18 protein-coding genes are annotated in these 19721 nt (G+C 60.2%); 4 read left to right on the top strand and 14 right to left on the bottom strand.

The window, feature by feature from the left end:
- Nucleotides 1-13: 13 nt before the first annotated feature.
- The 3 genes from guaB to TU73_RS16915 all read right to left on the bottom strand — a co-directional run bounded on the left by guaB (nucleotide 14) and on the right by TU73_RS16915 (nucleotide 3061).
- Complete coding sequence (gene guaB, locus TU73_RS16925) at nucleotides 14-1483, bottom strand: IMP dehydrogenase (protein ID WP_016977684.1); 1470 nt, start codon at nucleotides 1481-1483, stop codon at nucleotides 14-16.
- 118 nt (nucleotides 1484-1601) lie between these two features.
- On the bottom strand, nucleotides 1602-2150 hold the full coding sequence (locus TU73_RS16920) for a hypothetical protein (protein WP_057013182.1): 549 nt from the start codon (nucleotides 2148-2150) through the stop codon (nucleotides 1602-1604).
- Nucleotides 2151-2293: 143 nt separating this feature from the next.
- On the bottom strand, nucleotides 2294-3061 hold the full coding sequence (locus tag TU73_RS16915; RefSeq protein WP_057013181.1) for a sulfite exporter TauE/SafE family protein: 768 nt from the start codon (nucleotides 3059-3061) through the stop codon (nucleotides 2294-2296).
- 99 nt (nucleotides 3062-3160) lie between these two features.
- Between TU73_RS16915 and TU73_RS16910 the strand changes: the two genes are divergently transcribed.
- The 4 genes from TU73_RS16910 to leuA all read left to right on the top strand — a co-directional run bounded on the left by TU73_RS16910 (nucleotide 3161) and on the right by leuA (nucleotide 8268).
- A complete protein-coding gene (locus TU73_RS16910) occupies nucleotides 3161-4051 on the top strand; it encodes a LysR family transcriptional regulator (RefSeq protein WP_057013180.1) in 891 nt (296 codons plus the stop codon).
- Between the two features lie 10 nt (nucleotides 4052-4061).
- The gene (xseA, locus tag TU73_RS16905; RefSeq protein WP_057013179.1) at nucleotides 4062-5441 is read left to right on the top strand and encodes an exodeoxyribonuclease VII large subunit; all 1380 of its coding nucleotides are present in this window, start codon (nucleotides 4062-4064) and stop codon (nucleotides 5439-5441) included.
- Between the two features lie 3 nt (nucleotides 5442-5444).
- Nucleotides 5445-6266 carry a M23 family metallopeptidase gene (locus TU73_RS16900; protein ID WP_057013178.1) on the top strand — a complete coding sequence of 274 codons (822 nt, stop codon included), beginning with the start codon at nucleotides 5445-5447 and terminating at the stop codon, nucleotides 6264-6266.
- Between the two features lie 322 nt (nucleotides 6267-6588).
- Nucleotides 6589-8268: a 2-isopropylmalate synthase gene (gene leuA, locus TU73_RS16895; protein ID WP_057013177.1), complete on the top strand. Its 1680-nt coding sequence runs from the start codon at nucleotides 6589-6591 to the stop codon at nucleotides 8266-8268.
- Between the two features lie 162 nt (nucleotides 8269-8430).
- Here leuA and TU73_RS16890 read toward each other — a convergent pair whose 3' ends face one another.
- The 11 genes from TU73_RS16890 to ndk form a co-directional block, all read right to left on the bottom strand.
- A complete protein-coding gene (locus TU73_RS16890) occupies nucleotides 8431-9222 on the bottom strand; it encodes an amidohydrolase (protein ID WP_057013176.1) in 792 nt (263 codons plus the stop codon).
- Nucleotides 9210-10358, bottom strand: coding sequence for a pyridoxal phosphate-dependent aminotransferase (locus tag TU73_RS16885; RefSeq protein WP_057013175.1), 1149 nt, complete (start codon nucleotides 10356-10358; stop codon nucleotides 9210-9212). The genes TU73_RS16890 and TU73_RS16885 overlap by 13 nt, the downstream gene beginning before the upstream one ends.
- 134 nt (nucleotides 10359-10492) lie before the next feature.
- Nucleotides 10493-11962, bottom strand: a complete 1470-nt coding sequence (gene der / locus TU73_RS16880; protein WP_046069439.1) for a ribosome biogenesis GTPase Der — start codon at nucleotides 11960-11962, stop codon at nucleotides 10493-10495.
- 134 nt (nucleotides 11963-12096) lie between these two features.
- Nucleotides 12097-13248, bottom strand: a complete 1152-nt coding sequence (bamB, locus tag TU73_RS16875; RefSeq protein ID WP_057013174.1) for an outer membrane protein assembly factor BamB — start codon at nucleotides 13246-13248, stop codon at nucleotides 12097-12099.
- On the bottom strand, nucleotides 13241-13882 hold the full coding sequence (locus TU73_RS16870; RefSeq protein ID WP_003194010.1) for a YfgM family protein: 642 nt from the start codon (nucleotides 13880-13882) through the stop codon (nucleotides 13241-13243). Before TU73_RS16870 ends, bamB begins: the two co-directional genes overlap by 8 nt.
- 41 nt (nucleotides 13883-13923) lie before the next feature.
- The gene (gene hisS / locus TU73_RS16865) at nucleotides 13924-15213 is read right to left on the bottom strand and encodes a histidine--tRNA ligase (RefSeq protein ID WP_057013173.1); all 1290 of its coding nucleotides are present in this window, start codon (nucleotides 15211-15213) and stop codon (nucleotides 13924-13926) included.
- A gap of 23 nt (nucleotides 15214-15236) precedes the next feature.
- Entirely contained in the window at nucleotides 15237-16346 is a 1110-nt protein-coding gene (gene ispG / locus TU73_RS16860) for a flavodoxin-dependent (E)-4-hydroxy-3-methylbut-2-enyl-diphosphate synthase (RefSeq protein WP_034115889.1), read from the bottom strand.
- A 2-nt stretch (nucleotides 16347-16348) separates the two neighbouring features.
- On the bottom strand, nucleotides 16349-17326 hold the full coding sequence (locus TU73_RS16855) for a RodZ domain-containing protein (RefSeq protein ID WP_057013172.1): 978 nt from the start codon (nucleotides 17324-17326) through the stop codon (nucleotides 16349-16351).
- Complete coding sequence (gene pilW / locus TU73_RS16850; RefSeq protein ID WP_057013171.1) at nucleotides 17326-18084, bottom strand: type IV pilus biogenesis/stability protein PilW; 759 nt, start codon at nucleotides 18082-18084, stop codon at nucleotides 17326-17328. The genes TU73_RS16855 and pilW overlap by 1 nt, the downstream gene beginning before the upstream one ends.
- A 12-nt stretch (nucleotides 18085-18096) precedes the next feature.
- Nucleotides 18097-19245, bottom strand: a complete 1149-nt coding sequence (gene rlmN / locus TU73_RS16845) for a dual-specificity RNA methyltransferase RlmN (protein WP_005791178.1) — start codon at nucleotides 19243-19245, stop codon at nucleotides 18097-18099.
- Nucleotides 19246-19274: 29 nt separating this feature from the next.
- Nucleotides 19275-19700 (bottom strand): nucleoside-diphosphate kinase, encoded by a 426-nt coding sequence (ndk, locus tag TU73_RS16840; protein ID WP_003175956.1) that lies wholly within the window; start codon nucleotides 19698-19700, stop codon nucleotides 19275-19277.
- Nucleotides 19701-19721 lie beyond the last annotated feature (21 nt).

Below are 19721 nucleotides of genomic sequence, written 5' to 3'. Positions count from 1 at the left end.
TTTGCTGGAAGCCTCAACCTACGCGGTAGTTTGGCGCTTCCTTGGTGATCTGCACGTCGTGGACATGGGATTCAGCCATGCCGGCGCCGGTGATCCGTACGAACTCTGGCTTGGTGCGCATTTCTTCGATGTCGGCGCTGCCGGTGTAGCCCATCGAGGAACGCAGACCGCCCATCAGTTGATGGATGATCGCGCTCAGGGTGCCTTTGTACGGCACACGGCCTTCGATGCCTTCCGGGACGAGCTTCTCGGCGCCTGCCGAGGAGTCCTGGAAGTAACGATCGGAAGAGCCTTGCGCCTGGGACATGGCCCCCAGCGAACCCATGCCGCGGTAAGCCTTGTACGAACGGCCCTGGAACAGTTCGATCTCGCCTGGCGCTTCTTCGGTACCGGCGAACATCGAGCCCATCATCACGCAGGAGGCTCCGGCAACGATGGCCTTGGACAGGTCACCGGAGAAACGGATGCCGCCGTCGGCGATCAACGGCACGCCCGTGCCTTCAAGGGCAGCGGCGACGTTGGCGATGGCGCTGATCTGCGGCACGCCCACACCGGCGACGATACGCGTGGTGCAGATCGAGCCAGGGCCGATACCAACCTTGACCGCATCGGCGCCGGCTTCGGCCAGGGCCTTGGCCGCAGCGCCGGTGGCGATGTTGCCGCCGATCACCTGCACGTCAGGGAAGTTCTGCTTGACCCAGCGCACGCGGTCGATCACGCCCTTGGAGTGACCGTGGGCAGTGTCGACCACCACCACGTCAACACCGGCAGCAACCAGGGCCGAAACGCGGTCGCCGGTGTCTTTACCGGTACCCACGGCAGCACCAACACGCAGACGACCTTGGTCATCCTTGCTGGCCAGCGGGTAAGCCTTGGCTTTTTCGATGTCGTTGACGGTCATCATGCCTTTGAGGGCAAACTTGTCGTCGACGATCAGCACGCGCTCGATGCGGTGCTTGTGCAGCAGTTCGCGCACATCGTTCTTGTCGGCGCCTTCCTTGACAGTGACGAGGCGCTCTTTAGGCGTCATCACTTCGCGGACGGTGACTTCAAGGCGGTTCTCGAAACGCACGTCACGGGAAGTGACGATGCCGACCAGGTCGCCATCGTGCAGCACCGGGACGCCGGAGATATTGTGCAGGCGCGTGAGGTCGAACAGGTCGCGCACGGTGGCGTCGGCCTCGATGGTGATCGGATCTTTCACCACACCGGCTTCGTAACGCTTGACCTTGCGCACTTCGGCAGCTTGCTGCTCGATGGTCATGTTCTTGTGGATGATGCCGATGCCGCCTTCCTGAGCCATGGCAATGGCCAGACGGGCTTCGGTGACGGTGTCCATGGCAGCGGAAACCAGGGGAATATTCAGCTCGATGCCACGGGTTAGGCGGGTCTTGAGACTGACTTCGTTAGGAAGCACCTCGGAATAACCGGGCACTAGGAGAATGTCGTCGAATGTCAGAGCTTCTTGGCTGATACGCAGCATCGCGGGGGCTCCCGAGCGGGAAAATGGAAGCGCGCCATTATATACATGCACCCTGCCAGGCTCAATGTAAAACTCTGACAAACTTGGTATTACTGATAGATGGGTAATTTGATCAGGGTTATAGCTCGACTTTGACCCAACTGACCTTCTGGTCCAGCCAATCGGCAAACTCGTCGATAAAGCTCTGCTTGAAGCCCGCCTCCGCCCAGTTGTTGAAGATGAAGCCCAGGTTGGAAAAACCGCACTCCTGCAGGAACAGGAAGCCGTTGATGTCGTCCTCATGCCCACATAACGGGCAGGTGAAGTTATCGGTGTGGCCAGGCATCCAGTCTTCCAGGCTTTCAAACAGCGCCTCGCCGACTTCCTTGAGGCATTCCGGGCAACCTGCCTCTTCGAGAAAGCCCTTGGCCGGCGTATAGATGCAACGTTTGTAGATGATCTCCAGGCCATTTACCGGCTCGTTGAACGGCAGCGCCTCGGGGTGCAGCACCACGGCGCGGGCGCCATCGGCCAGGGCGTAGGCCATGCGGTTACCGGTACGACCGCAAGTGGTGAGCTCTTCCTTGATGATGTTCTTGCGCACCAGCCAGCGCACGATTGCCCGGGCGCGGGGTTCGTGGACCGGCAAGGTCGAAATTTTCGGGACGAGGATGCTTTGGGAGTTCATGGGAGTCCTGCGGTGTGCCGTCTGACGCCATCGGGGGCAAGCCCCCTCCCACATTTTGAATTGTGAATGCCTTCAAAGGTGGGAGGGGGCTTGCCCCCGATGGCGCCCTGAAGGCTGGCAGCTTAATCCCTGCTCCACACAGGTCAAGTGCTCAAATACCGCCCGATCAACGCAATACCACTGGCCAGCACCAACCAGGTCACCAAACGCACAAACGCCTCACGAGACATGCGCATCGTCAGCCTGCGTCCACACCACAATCCCAGGGCCATCGCCGGCAACAGGCAAACCGCCAACATCAACAAGGGCAGATCCGCGTATACCCCGGCAATCAGAAACAAACTCAGGCGCACCACCGTGCTGCAACTGATCAGCGCACTTTGTGTGGCCCGCGCCGCGTCCTTGGATAATCGGCTATTGAGATAAATGGCATATAAAAAGCCGCCACTGCCAAACAACGCACCAAACAAGCCGCCCACCGTGCCCATGGGGATCGACCAACCCGCCGCCAGCTGTGTCGGCCGGGCTTTTACCGCCAGGCTATAAAGGGCGTAGGCACTGATAAACAACCCCATCAACAGCAGTAGCAGATCCGAATGCAGATTGAGCAAAAACACCACGCCCAGGGTGCAGCCTATCGCCATGCACGGCAGCAATCGCAGCAGCTCCGGCGTACTCACCTCCCGTCGCGTTTGCAACAGGCCGCCAAACGCCGCGACGAAATCCAGCAGCACCAGCAGCGGGATGATCTTCGACAGCGGCATAAACATCAGCAGGAGCGGCCCCGCCACCAACGCCGTGCCGAAGCCGGCGATGCCAAACACGATATAGGCCACCACAATGCCCAGGCCGATCACCAGCCAATCCACCGCGCCGAACGACCACTGACTCATCCACTCAACCGCGCTCATGGGTTATTCCTTGAAAGACCTGACCTTCACTTTAGCCATGATGGAGTGTTGCGACTAATATCTTCAAAGCCATCCAGCCATCTCGAAAAGGCATGACCCGTGATTTCTAACCGGCAACTGCGTTACTTCGTCGAAATCGTCGACAGCGGCAGCTTCAGCGCCGCCGCCGAGCGTCTGTTCGTGGCGCAGTCGGCCTTGAGCCGGCAGATCAAGGCGCTGGAAAACCAACTGCAGACCCCCTTGTTCGAGCGCACCGCTCGCCAGCCGCGACTGACGGCGGCCGGTGAAGCCTTTTATCCCCGGGCGCGCAATCTGTTGAGTGAGCTGCTCAAGGCCAGCGAAATGGCCATGCAGGTGGGCAATGGCCAACTCGGCACCTTGCGCCTGAGTCATTCGAGCACCGTGCCGATGAGCGGCGCGCTACTGCAAGGCATCAGCACCTGGCTGGAACGCTGCCCCGGAGTGTCGATGGATATCGCCAAACTCTCCTCCGAGGCCCAACTGGAAGAAATCGCCGACGGTCGCCTGGACGTCGGCCTGTTGCGCTTGCCGGTGTTGCGCCAGCGCGAAGGCGTGCGCGTGGTGCCGTTGTACACTGAGTCGTTGGTGTTGGCGGTACCGCCGAATCACCCATTGGCACACAGCACCACACCGGTGGAATTGGCCCGGCTCAAGGATGAAGCGTTTATCTCGATCCCTCATCCTCAACGTGGCGGGCTGAGTTATCTGTCGGCAGAGCTATGCATGCGCGCCGGTTTTTTCCCCAGGGCGGCGCGAGTGATGTCTCGCAAAACTACGCAGTTGCAATTGATCCAGGCCGGCTTCGGCATTGCCCTGCTACCCAAGTCCATGCAGGACATCGCCCCTGCGAACCTGCACTTCTTGTCCCTGGCCGACCCGGACTGTCACAGCACCGTAGCCTTGGCCTGCGCGCAACTGCCGAGCACGCTGGTGGAGCAGTTCTGTCAAACCCTGCACGAATGCCTATAAACTGCCGCCCATGATTAAAGATCCCTTTGCCCGCCTGGGCCTGGACCGCGAAGTCCTGACTGTCAGCCAGCTCAACGGCCGTGCGCGGGTGTTGCTGGAAGACGTGTTCACTAATATCTGGGTCGAAGGCGAGATCTCCAACCTCGCCCGCCCGGCCTCCGGCCATGTGTATTTCACCCTCAAGGACAGCGGCGCCCAGGTGCGTTGCGCGCTGTTTCGCAATAACGCGGCACGGGTGCGCCAGGCGTTGAAGGACGGCCTGGCGGTCAAGGTGCGCGGCAAGGTCTCGTTGTTCGAGGGCCGCGGTGACTACCAGCTGATTCTCGATACGGTGGAACCTGCCGGTGATGGCGCGCTGCGACTGGCCTTCGACGCCTTGAAGGAAAAGCTCAGTGCCGAGGGCCTGTTCAGCGCCGAGCGTAAGGTGCCACTGCCCGCGCACCCTCGGCGTATCGGCATCATCAGTTCGCCGACCGGCGCGGTGATTCGCGACATCATCAGTGTGTTCCGCCGCCGGGCGCCGAACATTGAACTGACCTTGATCCCCACCGCCGTGCAGGGCCGCGAAGCCATCGCGCAGATTGTGCGCGCATTGAAACTGGCCGACGCGCGTGGTTTCGACGCGTTGATCCTGGCCCGTGGCGGCGGCTCGCTGGAAGATCTTTGGTGCTTCAACGAGGAAGCCGTGGCCCGGGCGGTGGACGCCTGCGTTACGCCCATCGTCAGTGCCGTCGGCCATGAAACCGATGTGTCCATCTGCGATTTTGTCGCGGACGTGCGTGCGCCTACGCCCTCTGCCGCCGCCGAGTTGCTCGCACCGGACGCCAGCCACCTGGTGCGCCAGGTCGACAACCTGCACCGCCGCCTGGTGATGCTGATGCGCAACCGGTTGACCCACGACCGCCTGCGCCTGGAAGGCATGGCCCGGCGCCTGCGTCACCCGGGCGAGCGTTTGCGCCAGCAGGCCCAGCGCCTGGATGACCTGGACATGCGCCTGCGCCGCGCCTTCGAGCGCAGCCTCAATACCCGTCGCGAGCGTCTGATCCGCCTGGAAACCCGCCTCGCCGGCCAGCATCCGGGGCGCCAACTGGCGCTGTTGCGCCAGCGCCTGGACAGCCTCGCCGAACGCCTGCCTCGTGCCATGCGCGAAGGCCTCAAGGCGCGACGCCTGCAACTGCAAAGCCAGGTGCAGACGTTGCAGGTGGTCAGCCCGTTGGCAACCCTGGGTCGTGGCTACAGCATCCTGCTCGACGAACGCGGCCAGGCCATTCGCAATGCCGCACAAACCCACACCGGCCAGCGCCTGACCGCACGCCTGGGTGAAGGTCAACTGCAAGTGCGGGTGGAAGACAATCACCTGACACCCGTCACCCTTTCGCTACTGGATTGATTGATGCCACGTCTATTGAGCTTGTTGCTGTTGTTGTGCCTGGCCGTTAACGCCCACGCTGAGAGCTATATCACCCGCACCTTGAACAAGCCGGTGCCCGGTGGCGTGGCGGTGGTCGAACTGGGACCTGCCGCCACGGCGCCCAAAGCCACATACCAAGGCAAACCCGTACTGGTGGTCAAAGAACAGGACAACTGGCTAGCCATCGTCGGTATCCCGTTGACGGTCAGGCCCGGTAACGAGCGCATCAGCAGCGGCGGGCGCAACTTGCCGTTTATCGTCGGTTACAAGAAGTACCCGGAGCAGCGCATCACGCTGAAGAATAAAAGCCAGGTCAACCCTGACCCGGCCCAGCTCAAGCGCATCGAAGGCGAGCTGGCGGTACAGCTCAAGGCTTACCGCAGTTTCAGCCCCACCCTGCCGAGCAACCTGGTGCTGGACAAACCGGTGAACGGCCCATTGTCGAGCAAGTTCGGGGTGCGTCGCTTCTTCAACGGCGAAGAGCGCAACCCGCATTCGGGCCTCGACTTCGCCGTGCCGGCCGGTACGCCGATCAAGACGCCCGCGAACGGCAAGGTGATTCTGGTTGGCAACTACTTCTTCAATGGCAACACAGTGTTCGTCGACCATGGCCAAGGCTTTATCAGCATGTTCTGCCATATGTCGAAGATCGACGTGAAGGTGGGCCAGCAACTGGTGCGCGGTGCGGTCGTAGGCAAAGTGGGTTCGACCGGACGGGCGACGGGGCCGCACATGCATTGGAACGTCAGCCTGAACGATGCACGGGTTGACCCGGCGATCTTTATAGGCGCATTCCAACCCTGAAACACACGATTGCGCGCCCTATCACCGCTGCGCAATTAAAACCAGCTACCGACTTCAAACCTGGCATAAAATCTCGTTTATTCCGTACAGAGCAGAACTTATCTCAAATTTTATCGGCTGCTTGCCATCTTTCACCCCTGCGGTTAGGGTTGGGCTTATGAAAACCTCTCACACCCTCATTCAGCTTCGCCAGCACCGCAGCCTGTGCCTCGTCAGCGCACGACTGCCAGGCTGAATCGATCTGCCTCGCCCTAAGCTTTATCCCCAATAACAGTTCCATGGCAGGCCGCCTCTTCTCGGCCCCTACACAAAGGATTCCCCGATGAGCATGCTCAAAGACCCGTCTTCCAAATACCGCGCGTTCCCGACTATCGATATCCCGGACCGCACCTGGCCATCGAAGACCATCACCACCGCGCCCATCTGGTGCAGTTCCGACCTGCGTGATGGCAACCAATCGTTGATCGAGCCGATGGACGCCGCGAAAAAACTGCGCTTCTGGAAGACCCTGGTCGCGGTTGGCGTAAAGGAAATCGAAGCGTCGTTCCCGGCCGCCTCGCAAACCGATTTCGATTTCGTGCGCACCCTGATCGAAGACAACCACATCCCCGAGGACACCACCATCCAGGTGCTGACCCAGGGCCGTGAAGACTTGATCGCACGTACCTTTGAATCCCTGCGCGGTGCCAAGAAGGCCATCGTGCACTTGTACAACGCTACGTCACCGTCGTTTCGCCGCATTGTGTTCAACCAGGACAAGGACGGCATCAAGGCCATCGCGGTCAACGCGGCCAAGCTGTTTGTCAAGTACGCTGCCCAGCAGCCGGAAACCCAGTGGACCTTCGAATATTCCCCAGAGACCTTCAGCGCCACTGAGCTGGAGTTCGCCAAGGAAGTCTGCGACGCCGTTATCGACGTGTGGAACCCGACGCCCGAGCACAAGATGATCCTCAACCTGCCGGCCACGGTTGAATGCGCCACGCCGAACATCTATGCCGACCAGATCGAATGGTTCGGTCGCCATATCAACCGTCGCGACAGCGTGATCATCAGCCTGCACACCCACAACGACCGTGGCACTGGCGTGGCCGCCACCGAGCTGGGCCTGATGGCCGGCGCCGACCGTGTCGAGGGCTGCCTGTTCGGCAACGGCGAGCGTACCGGCAACGTCGACCTGGTGACCGTGGCGCTGAACCTCTACACCCAGGGGGTTAACCCCGAACTGGACTTTTCCGATATCGACGGCGTGCGCAAGGTCGTCGAAGAGTGCAACCAGATCCAGGTGCACCCGCGTCACCCATATGTGGGCGACCTGGTCCACACCGCGTTCTCCGGCTCCCACCAGGACGCGATCCGCAAGGGCTTCGCCCAGCAGAAAGACGATGCGCTGTGGGAAGTACCGTACCTGCCGATCGACCCGGCCGACATTGGCCGCAGCTACGAAGCCGTGATCCGCGTGAACAGCCAGTCGGGCAAAGGCGGCATCGCCTACCTGCTGGAGCAGGAATACGACATCAGCTTGCCACGCCGCATGCAGATCGAATTCAGCCAGGTGGTACAGGCCGAGACCGACCGCGTTGGCCTGGAAATGACCGCACCGCAGATCTACGCCTTGCTGCAGCGTGAGTACCTGCAAGCCAACACGCCGTATGCATTGGTCAGCCATCGCCTGCAGGAAGAGAACGGCAACAGCTTTGTCGAAGTAGAAGTGTCCGGCAAAGGCCAGGGCGAAACCAACCTCCACTGGAAAGGCAAAGGCAACGGTGCGCTGGAAGCCTTGGTGGCTGGCCTGCCGATTGGCGTGGAGATCATGGACTACAACGAGCATGCGATCGGTGCAGGCACCAACGCCAAGGCGGCGGCCTACATTGAACTGCGTGTGAATGGCGAGCGTCCGGTGCATGGTGTGGGTATCGATGAAAACATCACTACAGCCAGCTTCAAGGCGCTGTTCAGTGCGCTGAACCGTTCGTTGAGCCAGTTGGAAGCCAAAGCGGCGTAACTTGATTGCTGAAATGCAAAAGGCCTCTGGATGCGAATCCAGGGGCCTTTTTACTTGGGGGCTATGGTGTTGCTGATGGCCTCATCGGGGGCAAGCCCCCTCCCACTTTGATTTGCGAATACATTCAAATGTGGGAGGGGGCTTGCCCCCGATAGCGGTCTATCAGACAAACTGAAAGCTATCGGCATCCAGATTCGCCGGGAACCGGGTCCGATAAGCAGACAACTCCGCCGCATCCAGGATTACCTGGAACACCCCATCCGCCTCCCCCGCACTCAACAAAGTCTCACCCTGGAAATCCAATACCTGGCTATCGCCGGTGTAGACAAAACCCTTGCCGTCGGTGCCCACCCGGTTCACCGCCGCCACGTAACACAGGTTCTCAATCGCCCGCGCCGGCAACAACCGGTTCCAATGCTGACGCCGCGCACCGGGCCAATTGGCGGTGTACAGCAGCAGGTCAGTGTCCTGGGCATCCCGGCTCCATACCGGGAAGCGCAGGTCGTAGCAGATCAGCGGACGAATACGCCAGCCCTTCAACTCAAACTGCACCTGGCGCTCGCCGGGGGTGTAGTGATGGTGTTCGCCGGCCATGCGGAACAGGTGGCGCTTGTCGTAATGCAGCACCTCGCCATCCGGCCTGGCCCACAGCAAGCGGTTGCGATGGCTGCCATCGGCGGTCTGGATAATCACGCTACCGGTGATCACCGCGTTGTATTTAGCCGCCTGCGCCTGGAGCCATTGATGGGTCAGGCCATTTTCCGGCTCGGCCAGGGTGGCCGACTCCATGGAGAAACCGGTGGTAAACATTTCCGGCAGCACGATCAGATCGGCGCCATTGGCTTGTTCCAGCAGCAGTTGAAAATGCTCGAGGTTGGCCTGGCGGTCATGCCATACCAGGCTGGTCTGGATCAGGGCGACGTTGAGGTTCGGTAGTGCACTCAGATCACGCATAGTTTTTCCGCCGCCTGTTGCAGCGTCTCCTCGCGTTTGGCAAAGCACAAGCGCACCAGGCGCTGGCCTTGGGGTGGGTGCTGGTAGAACACCGAGACAGGAATGGTTGCCACGCCGTGTTCGCGGGTCATCCACAGCGACATGGCAACGTCATCCAGGTCCGGCCGAATCTGCGAGTAATCCACCAGTTGAAAGTAAGTGCCGGCCACCCGGGTAAAGCTGAAGCGGGACGGTGCCAGCAGGTCGCAGAACAAGTCACGCTTGGCTTGGTAAAACGCCGGCAGTTCTTCAACGTGCTCCGGGTGCTCGGCCATGAAGTCTGCCAAAGCGTACTGCAAAGGCGTCACGCCGCAGAAGTTGACATATTGATGCACCTTGCGCAGTTCGGCGCTGAGAGCCGGGGGAGCGACCACGTAGCCGGTTTTCCAGCCGGTCACGTGATAGGTCTTGCCGAAAGAGCTGACCACGAAAGCACGCTGATACAGCTCTTCGTGGGCAAGAACGCTGATGTGGGGCACGCCGTCGAACACCAGGTGTTCGTAGACCTCATCGCTGACCAGGTAGATATCGCGGTCGCGGATCAGTTCGGCCAACTGGTCCAGCTCGGCACGGCTGATCAGTGCGCCAGTCGGGTTATGGGGCGAGTTGATGATGATCATGCGGGTGCGCGGTGACAGCGCCGCCTTGATCTTCTCGAAGTCGAGGGCAAAACCGTCCAGGCTCAGTTGCACGTGCACGCAACGACCACCGGCCAGCTCCACCGAGGGCTCATAGCTGTCGTAGCTGGGGTCGAACACGATGACTTCATCGCCATTGCGAATCACCGCCTGGATCGCGCAGAAGATCGCCTCAGTGGCGCCAGGGGTGATGGTCACCTCGCTGTCGACATTGACTATGGCGCCATAACTGCGAGCAACCTTGGCGGCCACCTGCTGACGCAACACGGGCAAGCCGGTCATGGGCGCGTATTGGTTGTGACCCAGAGCGATATGCTTGCCCACTGCGTCGAGCAAACCTTGCGGGCCATTGAAATCCGGGAAACCCTGGGACAGGTTGAGCGCGCCGGTTTCAGCAGCGAGTTGCGACATGGTGGTGAAAATGGTCGTGCCGACGTTCGGCAGCTTGCTGGTGATCATCGGAGGCCCCTGCAGGTGAGCCCCAAGTTTTAAGCTGCCAATTGCATCGGGTCAAGGCACAAACGGTCGCGCACAAAAAAGGGCTCCAAAGGAGCCCTCTCTTGCAGCTTGTCGCTCACAACTTAAAGCGCCTGCTATTTCTTGTCGCGACGCTTCTTGTCGGCCTTCTTGTGGTGAGTCATCAAACGACGCTTCTTGTTCACCTGACGGTCGGTCAGTGTGTTCTTGTTGCCTTCGTATGGGTTCTCGCCACCCTTGAACTCGATGCGGATCGGCGTACCGACCAGTTTCAAGACTCGGCGGTAAGTGTTTTCCAGGTAACGCACGTAGGACTTGGGTACCTTCTCGATCTGATTACCGTGGATCACGATAATCGGCGGGTTGGCACCACCTAAGTGGGCGTAACGCAGTTTGATCCGGCGGTTGTTGACCATCGGCGGGGCGTGCTCGCCCACGGCGTCTTCGAGGATCTGGGTCAGGCGGTTGGTCGGCCAGCGGGTAACCGCAGACTTGAACGAGTTCTGTACGGAGGCGTAGAGGTTGCCTACGCCGGTACCGTGCAGCGCCGAGATAAAGTGGATATCGGCAAACTCAACGAAGAACAACCGGCGCTGTAGCTCGATCTTGACGAAATCGCGCTCGCTCGGCGTCATGCCGTCCCACTTGTTGATCGCGATAACCAGGGCCCGACCAGCTTCCAGGGCAAAGCCCAGCAGGTTGAGATCGTGGTCTACCACGCCTTCGCGGGCGTCCATCACGAAGATCACCACGTTGGCGTCTTTGATTGCCTGCAGGGTTTTGACCACGGAGAACTTTTCAACTTCTTCGTGGATCTTGCCGCGCTTGCGCACACCCGCGGTGTCGATCAGCGTGTACTTCTCGTCGTTACGCTCGAACGGGATGTAGATACTGTCGCGAGTGGTGCCGGGCTGGTCGTAAACGATAACGCGGTCTTCACCGAGCATGCGGTTGACCAGGGTCGACTTGCCGACGTTCGGGCGACCAATGATGGCGATCTTGATACCGTCTTTTTCGCTCGGGCCAGGAATGCGCTTGGCTTCCTCGCCTTCGGCAACGATCTCTTCATCACCCTCTTCTTCCTCGACATCATCCTTGGGGAAATCGCGCAGGGCGATTTCCAGCATCTGGGTGATGCCGCGACCGTGGGCACCGGCGACCGGGATCGCGTCTCCCAGGCCCATCGGGCTGAATTCGGCACGGGCCGCCTCAGGATCGATGTTGTCGATCTTGTTGGCGACCAGATAGGAACGCTTGTTACGCTTGCGCAGGTGCTCGCCAATCATCTGGTCGGCAGCGGTGTAGCCGGCGCGGGCGTCCACCAGGAACAGCACGACATCGGCTTCTTCAATGGCCAGCAGCGACTGCTCGGCCATCTTTTCGTCCATGCCATGCTCGTCACCGGAGATACCACCGGTGTCGACAATAATGTAGGAGCGCCCTTGCCACTTTGCCTCACCGTATTGGCGATCACGGGTCAGACCGGACAAGTCGCCGACGATGGCGTCGCGAGTCCTGGTCAGGCGGTTGAACAAGGTGGACTTGCCGACGTTAGGTCGGCCCACCAGGGCGATTACGGGAACCATGCGGCTCTCCACTTCGTTATTTCAGAAAATACAAAAGCCGCTGCAGGGCAGCGGCTGGTGCTCGGGGCAGCATCGTCAGATGCCGCATGCCCCGCCGAAGCAGGGCCGCCTGGGTGTTACCCCAAGCATAGTTCTTACTTGATGGTCAGGGCTTCCAGCGTGCCGCCGTTGCCATACACATAAAGCATGTTACCCACCACCAGCGGACGCGCACGCAGGCCGTCGCTGTCGATACGCTGGCGACCTACAAAACGACCGTCCACCTGGCTCAGCAGGTGCAGGTAGCCTTCGAAGTCACCTACCGCGACGTAGCTGGAGAAGACTTCCGGTGCCGACAGTTGACGGCGAGCCAGCGAGTCGTTGCTCCACAGTGCAGTGGTGGAACGCTCATCGACACTTTCAACGGTGCCGGAGGCCAAGCTCACATAGACGCTGCCAAACCCTTGGGCGACACCCGCATAGCTGGAAGCATCACGCTGCCAGTTGACGCGACCGCTTTGCAGGTCCAGTGCGGCAACACGGCCCTGGTAGGTGGCGACGTAAAGGGTTTCACCCGACAGCAGCAAGCCACCGTCGATATCCACGACGCGATCCAGTTCGGAACGACCTTGCGGGATAGCCACACGAGTTTCCCAGGCCGGCACGCCGTTCTGGGTATTCAAGGCAACCACTTTACCGGTCGACAGGCCTGCAACGGCGAGGTTGTTGGTCACAATCGGACCACTGGTACCGCGCAGGGTCAACACCGCCGGGGTACTGTCGTACAACCAGCGCTGGTCGCCGGTGGACGCCTCCAGGCCGATCACGCGATCATCCTGGGTTTGCACCACGACGATATCGCCGTTGGTCGCCGGTGCCGAGAGCACTTCACTGGTCACGCGAGCGCGCCATTTCTCTTCGCCGGTGCTGGAGTCGAGTGCGACCACATCACCTTTGAGCGTGCCGATCAGCACCATGCCGTAGCCGACGCCCACACCACCGGAAACCGGCAGCTCGAGGTCTTTTTTCCACTTCACATCGCCATTCATGCGATCCATGGCAATGACTACGCCGGTGGAGTCGGTGGCGACGATGTTGTCGCCGTCGATGGCCGGCTGCAACAGGTTGTAGAGGTCGCCCTGGCCATCACCGACGGAGCGGCTCCATTGCTTTTGCAGGACCACTTCTTCCTTGAAGCTGGTCAGCTCGGCAGGAGGCAGTTCTTTTTTGCTGTTGCTGCTGCAACCCGCGGCCAAAACGGCCAGAGCCAGCAATGCTGCATGTTTCCAACGGATCACGTCACGCATCCCCTTTGGCCAAGTCGTCGAGCTTGATTTGTAAGCCACCGACCGCCGCTTCATCAGACAGCGCCGCCTTGGCTTTTTGGTACGCAGCATGGGCTTCGTCGGTACGACCCAATTGGACCAACAGGTCGCCCTTGAGCTCTTCGCGAGTGGCCACGAATGCCTTGTCAGCATCGCCGTCGAGCAGTTTGAGTGCTTCGTCAGCCTTGTTCTGTGCCGCCAATACCTGTGCCAGGCGCTGACGTGCGATTTCACCCAGGGTCGGGTTGGTCGGCTTGTCGGCAATGGCCTTCAGTTCGGTGGCGGCGTCATCCAGCTTGCCGGTATCGACCGCGACTTTCGCGACGAACAGGCTGCCGTACTGGGCGTAGGTGCTACCGCCGAATTCGTTCTTCAGCTTGCCGGCCAGGTCTGCCACCTGCGCAGGGTCGGGCTTGCCGTCCGGCGTCAGGGTGGTTTCCAGCAATTGCTGATAAACGATCGAGGCGCCTTGGGACTGGTTGGCCTGATACTTGGTCCAGGCCTGCCAGCCGAACACCACCACTAAAGCCAGCAGGCCGCCAGTGACCAGGGGCTTGCCGTTACGCTGCCACCAGTCCTTGAACTCGGCCAGTTGCTCATCATCAGTACTCGACACCCCAATACTCCTTAATCGCTAAATTCGGCTGTTCGACAGCTTCAACCCTGCACGACGCAGGTGGCCAAGTGCGCGGCGAGCGCATCAAAGGCAATGTTCTGTTGTTCGCCCTGGCCACGCAGGGGTTTGAAACCTATCACTTGCTGGCCCAGCTCATCATCGCCGAGGATCAGTGCATACAGCGCACCGCTCTTGTCGGCCTTCTTGAACTGGCTCTTGAAGCTACCAGCGCCGGCATTGATCTGCAGGCGCAGGTTGGGCAGTTGGTCACGTACTTTTTCGCTCAAGGCCAGGGCCGCCAGTTCGGCAGCCTCGCCGAAGGCGCACAGGTACACGTCCACCTGACGGGAAATTTCTTCCGGGACCTGCTCCAGGGTTTCCAGCAGCAGGATCAGCCGCTCGATGCCCATGGCAAAACCTACGCCCGGGGTCGGCTTGCCACCCATTTGCTCCACCAGGCCGTCGTAACGACCACCGGCACACACGGTGCCCTGTGCGCCGAGCTTGTCGGTGACCCACTCGAACACGGTCTTGCTGTAGTAGTCGAGGCCACGCACCAGCTTAGGGTTGATCACGTAGGGAATACCGGCTGCATCCAGACGAGCCTTGAGGCCCTCGAAATGCACCCGGGACTCGTCGTCCAGGTAATCAGCCATTTTCGGCGCATCGACCAGCACGGCCTGGGTGTCGGCGTTCTTGGTATCCAGGACGCGCAACGGGTTGGTCTTCAGACGGCGTTGGCTGTCTTCGTCCAGTTTGTCCAGGTGGGCCGACAGATACTCGACCAGGGCTTCGCGATAACGCCCGCGGGATTCGCTGGTGCCCAGGCTGTTGAGCTCGAGCTTGACCGCGTCACGGATGCCCAACTGGCCCCACAGGCGCCAGGTCAGCACGATCAGCTCGGCATCGATGTCCGGGCCGTCCAGGTTGAAGACTTCGCAACCGATCTGGTGGAACTGGCGGTAACGGCCTTTCTGCGGGCGCTCGTGGCGATACATCGGGCCGATGTACCACATTTTCTGGGTCTGGCCACCACCGGTGATGCCATGCTCCAGAACGGCGCGCACGCATGCGGCAGTGCCTTCCGGACGCAGGGTCAGGGAGTCGCCGTTGCGGTCTTCAAAGGTGTACATCTCTTTTTCGACGATGTCGGTCACTTCACCGATGGAGCGCTTGAACAGCTCGGTGAACTCGACGATCGGCGTGCGTATCTGCTTGTAACCGTAGTTATCACACAGACGCGCGACAGTGCTTTCGAAGTAGCGCCACAGTGGCGTCTGCTCCGGCAGGATGTCGTTCATGCCACGAATGGCTTGCAGAGACTTGCTCACATCAGATCCTTAAATTCGTTCAATCAGCCGCGAGCGATCAGCGCTGCGTCAGCGGCGACCTTCTCGGCCGCTTTCTCGCGGATCAGCTTTTCCAGCTGATCCACCAGATTGTCATTCGTCAGTTTCTGCGACGGCTTGCCGTCGATGTAAATCAGGTTCGGCGTACCGCCAGTCAGGCCCACATGGGCTTCCTTGGCTTCGCCCGGCCCGTTGACCACACAACCGATCACTGCGACATCCAGCGGCACCAGCAGGTCTTCGAGGCGCAACTCCAAATCGTTCATGGTTTTCACCACGTCGAAGTTCTGCCGCGAGCAGCTCGGGCAGGCAATGAAGTTGATACCACGGGAACGCAAACGCAGGGACTTGAGAATGTCGTAGCCGACCTTCACTTCCTCTACTGGGTCTGCCGCCAGGGAGATGCGGATAGTATCGCCAATCCCTTCGGCGAGCAGCATACCGAGACCCACGGCAGATTTCACTGTGCCTGAGCGCAAACCGCCCGCTTCGGTGATACCCAGGTGCAACGGCTGCACGATTTCCTTGGCCAGCAGGCGGTAGGCTTCTACCGCCATGAACACGTCGGAGGCCTTTACGCTGACCTTGAAGTCCTGGAAATTCAGGCGCTCGAGGTGCTCAACATGGCGCAGTGCCGACTCGACCAGGGCAGCCGGCGTCGGCTCGCCGTATTTTTTCTGCAGGTCTTTTTCCAGGGAGCCGGCGTTGACGCCGATGCGGATCGGGATACCGCGATCACGGGCAGCATCCACCACGGCGCGCACACGGTCTTCGCGACCGATATTACCCGGGTTGATACGCAGACAATCCACGCCCAACTCGGCGACGCGCAACGCAATCTTGTAGTCGAAGTGAATGTCGGCAACCAGCGGCACCTTGACCAGCTGCTTGATGCGGCCGAAAGCCTCGGCGGCATCCATGTCCGGTACGGAAACCCGCACGATGTCTACACCGGCCGCTTCCAGACGGTTGATCTGGGCCACGGTAGCTGCCACATCGTTGGTGTCGCTGTTGGTCATGCTTTGCACTGCAATGGGGGCATCGCCGCCCACCGGCACAGAGCCGACCCAGATCTTGCGCGATACGCGACGTTTGATTGGAGATTCGCCGTGCATGACTATTGTCCCAACTTGAGGCGAGCAGTCTCGCCACTGGTGAACGGCGCCACGTCTACAGGCTGGCCGTTGTAGGCCACTTGCGCGCCACGGGCAAAGCCCAGACGCAGCGTCAAAGGAGGCTTGCCGCCCTGGTCCAGCGTATCTCCCTTACGCTTCAAACCGCTGAACAGCACTTTGCCGTTGCCATCGGTGACCTGCGTCCAGCAGTCAGCGATGAAGGTAATCTGTACGCGCCCATCACCGGCGATCAACGCTGGGGTGGTGGGAGGCGACATCGCCGGCGCTGTCGGTGCGGCTGGCGCGGGGGCAGGTGTCGGTACGGCCGGGGCCTGAGCCACAGGCGCTGTCGGAGTCCCTGGAGCCGGTACCGCAGGCGTCGCAGCCGGTGCCGTGGCGGTTTCCGGCACAGGCTGCTCGGCAGTGGCCGGCGCTTGCGGCGTGGTCTGCGCTTCTACAACGGCCTGGTCTTCCGGCTCATCCAGCGGATGAATCTGGGTAGTGCCGTCGGCGCTTTCGACTTCGACGTGCTCCATGGCGTTGCTGGTCAGGTCTTTGCTGCGTTGGGAAGCCTGGTCTTGCCACCAGACGAACCCGCCGCCGATCACGGCAATCAGCAGTAACAGGCTGACAATCCGCAAAATCGTATGGGAAACCCGTGTTGGTTCTTCGATGCGCCCCAGGCCATGGACGTTACTGCCCTGGGAGTCGGTACCGGTGAACTGGTCGAATTCCTGCACCAGCACGGTCTGGTCGATCCCCAGCAATTTGGCATAGGCGCGGATATAGCCGCGGGCAAACGTATGCCCGGGCAGCTTGTCGAACGCGCCGGCTTCCAGGTTGGCCAGGGACGTGCTGGTCAAATTGAGCTTGAGGGCCACTTCCGCCAGCGTCCAACCATTGCTTTCACGGGCCTGGCGCAAGGTTTCGCCTGGGTTGACGCGATTAGCTGCTACATCTTCCGGGTGCGCGGCTTTCATCATTGCTCCGACAGGTATTGCTGATATTCCGGCGTACCGGGATAGAGTCGTTCGAGTTGCTGGCCAAAACGTGCGGCCGTGTCGTGTTCTTCATGAACCGTCGCCAGGCGCACACCGAGCAATAGACTACGTGCATTTTGCCCGCTGAGCAGGCTAAAACGCTCGTAATAGTCTCGTGCCGGCACATAATGCCTGTCTTCGTACGACAACTCAGCCATTTCGAGCAATGCCCGTGGCTGGCGGCTGTTCAGGTGCAAGGCTTTTTCAAGGTGCTGGCGTGCATTGTCACGCTGGCCAAGATGCATCGAGGTCACCCCGAGGTTCTCGAACACCCGCGAACGCTCCGGGTAGAGGGTATCGGCGGCAGCCTGCTGGAAATAACGCGACGCCAGGTCATAACGCTTCTGCTCGAACAGGAAACTGCCGTAGTTGTTCAGCAGCCGTGGGTCGGCAGGGCGTGAAGCCAGGGCCTTGTGGAAATAGCGGTCGGCCAGTTCAGGCTCGGCCTGGGCCTGGAATACCTGGGCCAGTGCGGCATTGGCATCGGCATCATCGCTGTCCAGCTCAAGGGCCTTTTTCAACGGCACCTTGGCCTGCTCGCTCATGCCTTGGCGCAGGTACCCCAAGCCCAACTGCACATAGGCAACTCGCGCCTCATCACGGCCTTTATCCGTTTGCAAAGGGCTGACATGGCCCGATGAAACGCAACCGGCCACAAGGCCGGTAACCAGTAAAAGCAGCGCAAGGCGCAAGGGCATAGAGGTCCTCTCTCAGATTCGATTCACAGCAATTTGCGGCAAATCTTCAGCGGCGTTAAGTTCGCGCACGGCGATATAACGTTCGCTGCGGCGGGTGCGATCCATCACCTGCCCTACCAATTGACCACAGGCGGCGTCGATGTCTTCACCGCGGGTGGTGCGCACGGTGACGTTGTAGCCGGCCTGGTGCAGTTGATCCTGGAAACGACGGATCGCGTTGTTGCTCGGCCGCTCGTAGCCAGAATGCGGAAACGGGTTGAACGGAATCAGGTTGATCTTGCACGGAGTATTCTTGAGCAGTTCGATCATCTCAACCGCGTGCTCGACCTTGTCGTTGATGTCCTTGAGCATGGTGTACTCGATGGTCAACACGCGCTTCTCGCCCAGGGTCGCCATATAACGCTGGCAAGATTCGAGCAGCATCTTAAGCGGATACTTCTTGTTGATCGGCACCAATTGGTTACGCAATGCGTCATTGGGTGCATGCAGCGACAACGCCAGGGAGACGTCGATGTGCTTGGCCAGCTCATCGATCATCGGGACCACACCGGAGGTCGACAGGGTCACGCGGCGCTTGGAGATGCCGTAGCCCAGGTCGTCCATCATCAGGTGCATGGCCGCAATTACGTTGTCGAAGTTCAGCAGCGGCTCACCCATGCCCATCATCACCACGTTGGTGATGGCACGGTCGACGGTTGCCGGGACGCTACCAAAGGATTTGTTGGCAATCCACACCTGGCCGATGACTTCGGCGGCGGTGAGGTTGCTATTGAAGCCTTGCTTGCCGGTGGAGCAGAAACTGCAATCCAGGGCACAGCCTGCCTGGGACGAAACGCACAGTGTGCCGCGTTTGCCCTGGGGGATGTACACGGTCTCGACGCAGCTGCCGGACGCCACGCGCACCACCCATTTACGGGTGCCGTCGCTGGAAATGTCCTCGCTGACAACCTCGGGACCACGCACTTCGGCAATGGCCTTGAGCTTGTCGCGCAGGGCCTTGCTGACGTTCGTCATGGCGTCGAAATCGTCGACGCCAAAGTGGTGAATCCACTTCATTACCTGACCGGCACGGAAACGCTTCTCCCCGATTGAGTCGAAGAATTTCTCCATTTCCGGCTGAGTCAGACCCAGCAGGTTGGTTTTAACAGTCGATGTAGTCATGGATTCACCCTCACTCTTTAAGCCGTTGCTTAGCGAGCGGTTACTTCAGTAGCAGCGAAAAAGTACGAGATTTCGCGAGCAGCAGCGGCTTCGGAGTCCGAGCCGTGAACAGCGTTGGCGTCGATGGATTCAGCGAAGTCAGCACGGATGGTGCCGGCAGCGGCTTCTTTAGGGTTGGTAGCGCCCATCAGCTCACGGTTCAGAGCGATAGCGTTTTCGCCTTCCAGCACCTGTACGACAACAGGACCGGAGATCATGAAGGCAACCAGGTCGCCGAAGAAGCCGCGAGCGCTGTGCTCAGCGTAGAAGCCTTCAGCTTCAGCCTTGGACAGTTGCTTGAGTTTCGAGGCTACAACCTTCAGGCCGGCTTTTTCGAAACGAGTGGTGATCTCGCCGATGACGTTTTTTGCAACAGCGTCAGGCTTGATGATGGAGAAAGTACGTTGAACAGCCATGGTGTAACTCCAGAAACGGTA

It is taken from the genome of Pseudomonas libanensis, from assembly GCF_001439685.1.
GTDB lineage: Bacteria > Pseudomonadota > Gammaproteobacteria > Pseudomonadales > Pseudomonadaceae > Aquipseudomonas > Aquipseudomonas libanensis.
Note: the sequence above shows the minus strand (reverse complement) of the source record. Positions and strands in the feature narration are given on the sequence as shown.

Bases quoted from the DNA above. Each gene is read 5' to 3' on its own strand.
- TU73_RS16885 (WP_057013175.1), bottom strand. From the start codon at position 10,358: ATGATCACCAGCAAGCTGCCGAACGTCGGCACGACCATTTTCACCACC.
- bamB (WP_057013174.1), bottom strand. From the start codon at position 13,248: ATGCGTGACGTGATCCGTTGGAAACATGCAGCATTGCTGGCTCTGGCC.
- TU73_RS16920 (WP_057013182.1), bottom strand. From the start codon at position 2,150: ATGAACTCCCAAAGCATCCTCGTCCCGAAAATTTCGACCTTGCCGGTC.
- ispG (WP_034115889.1), bottom strand. From the start codon at position 16,346: ATGCACGGCGAATCTCCAATCAAACGTCGCGTATCGCGCAAGATCTGG.
- pilW (WP_057013171.1), bottom strand. From the start codon at position 18,084: ATGCCCTTGCGCCTTGCGCTGCTTTTACTGGTTACCGGCCTTGTGGCC.
- rlmN (WP_005791178.1), bottom strand. From the start codon at position 19,245: ATGACTACATCGACTGTTAAAACCAACCTGCTGGGTCTGACTCAGCCG.
- TU73_RS16915 (WP_057013181.1), bottom strand. From the start codon at position 3,061: ATGAGCGCGGTTGAGTGGATGAGTCAGTGGTCGTTCGGCGCGGTGGAT.
- der (WP_046069439.1), bottom strand. From the start codon at position 11,962: ATGGTTCCCGTAATCGCCCTGGTGGGCCGACCTAACGTCGGCAAGTCC.
- leuA (WP_057013177.1), top strand. From the start codon at position 6,589: ATGAGCATGCTCAAAGACCCGTCTTCCAAATACCGCGCGTTCCCGACT.
- TU73_RS16890 (WP_057013176.1), bottom strand. From the start codon at position 9,222: ATGCGTGATCTGAGTGCACTACCGAACCTCAACGTCGCCCTGATCCAG.
- xseA (WP_057013179.1), top strand. From the start codon at position 4,062: ATGATTAAAGATCCCTTTGCCCGCCTGGGCCTGGACCGCGAAGTCCTG.
- TU73_RS16855 (WP_057013172.1), bottom strand. From the start codon at position 17,326: ATGAAAGCCGCGCACCCGGAAGATGTAGCAGCTAATCGCGTCAACCCA.
- TU73_RS16900 (WP_057013178.1), top strand. From the start codon at position 5,445: ATGCCACGTCTATTGAGCTTGTTGCTGTTGTTGTGCCTGGCCGTTAAC.
- ndk (WP_003175956.1), bottom strand. From the start codon at position 19,700: ATGGCTGTTCAACGTACTTTCTCCATCATCAAGCCTGACGCTGTTGCA.
- guaB (WP_016977684.1), bottom strand. From the start codon at position 1,483: ATGCTGCGTATCAGCCAAGAAGCTCTGACATTCGACGACATTCTCCTA.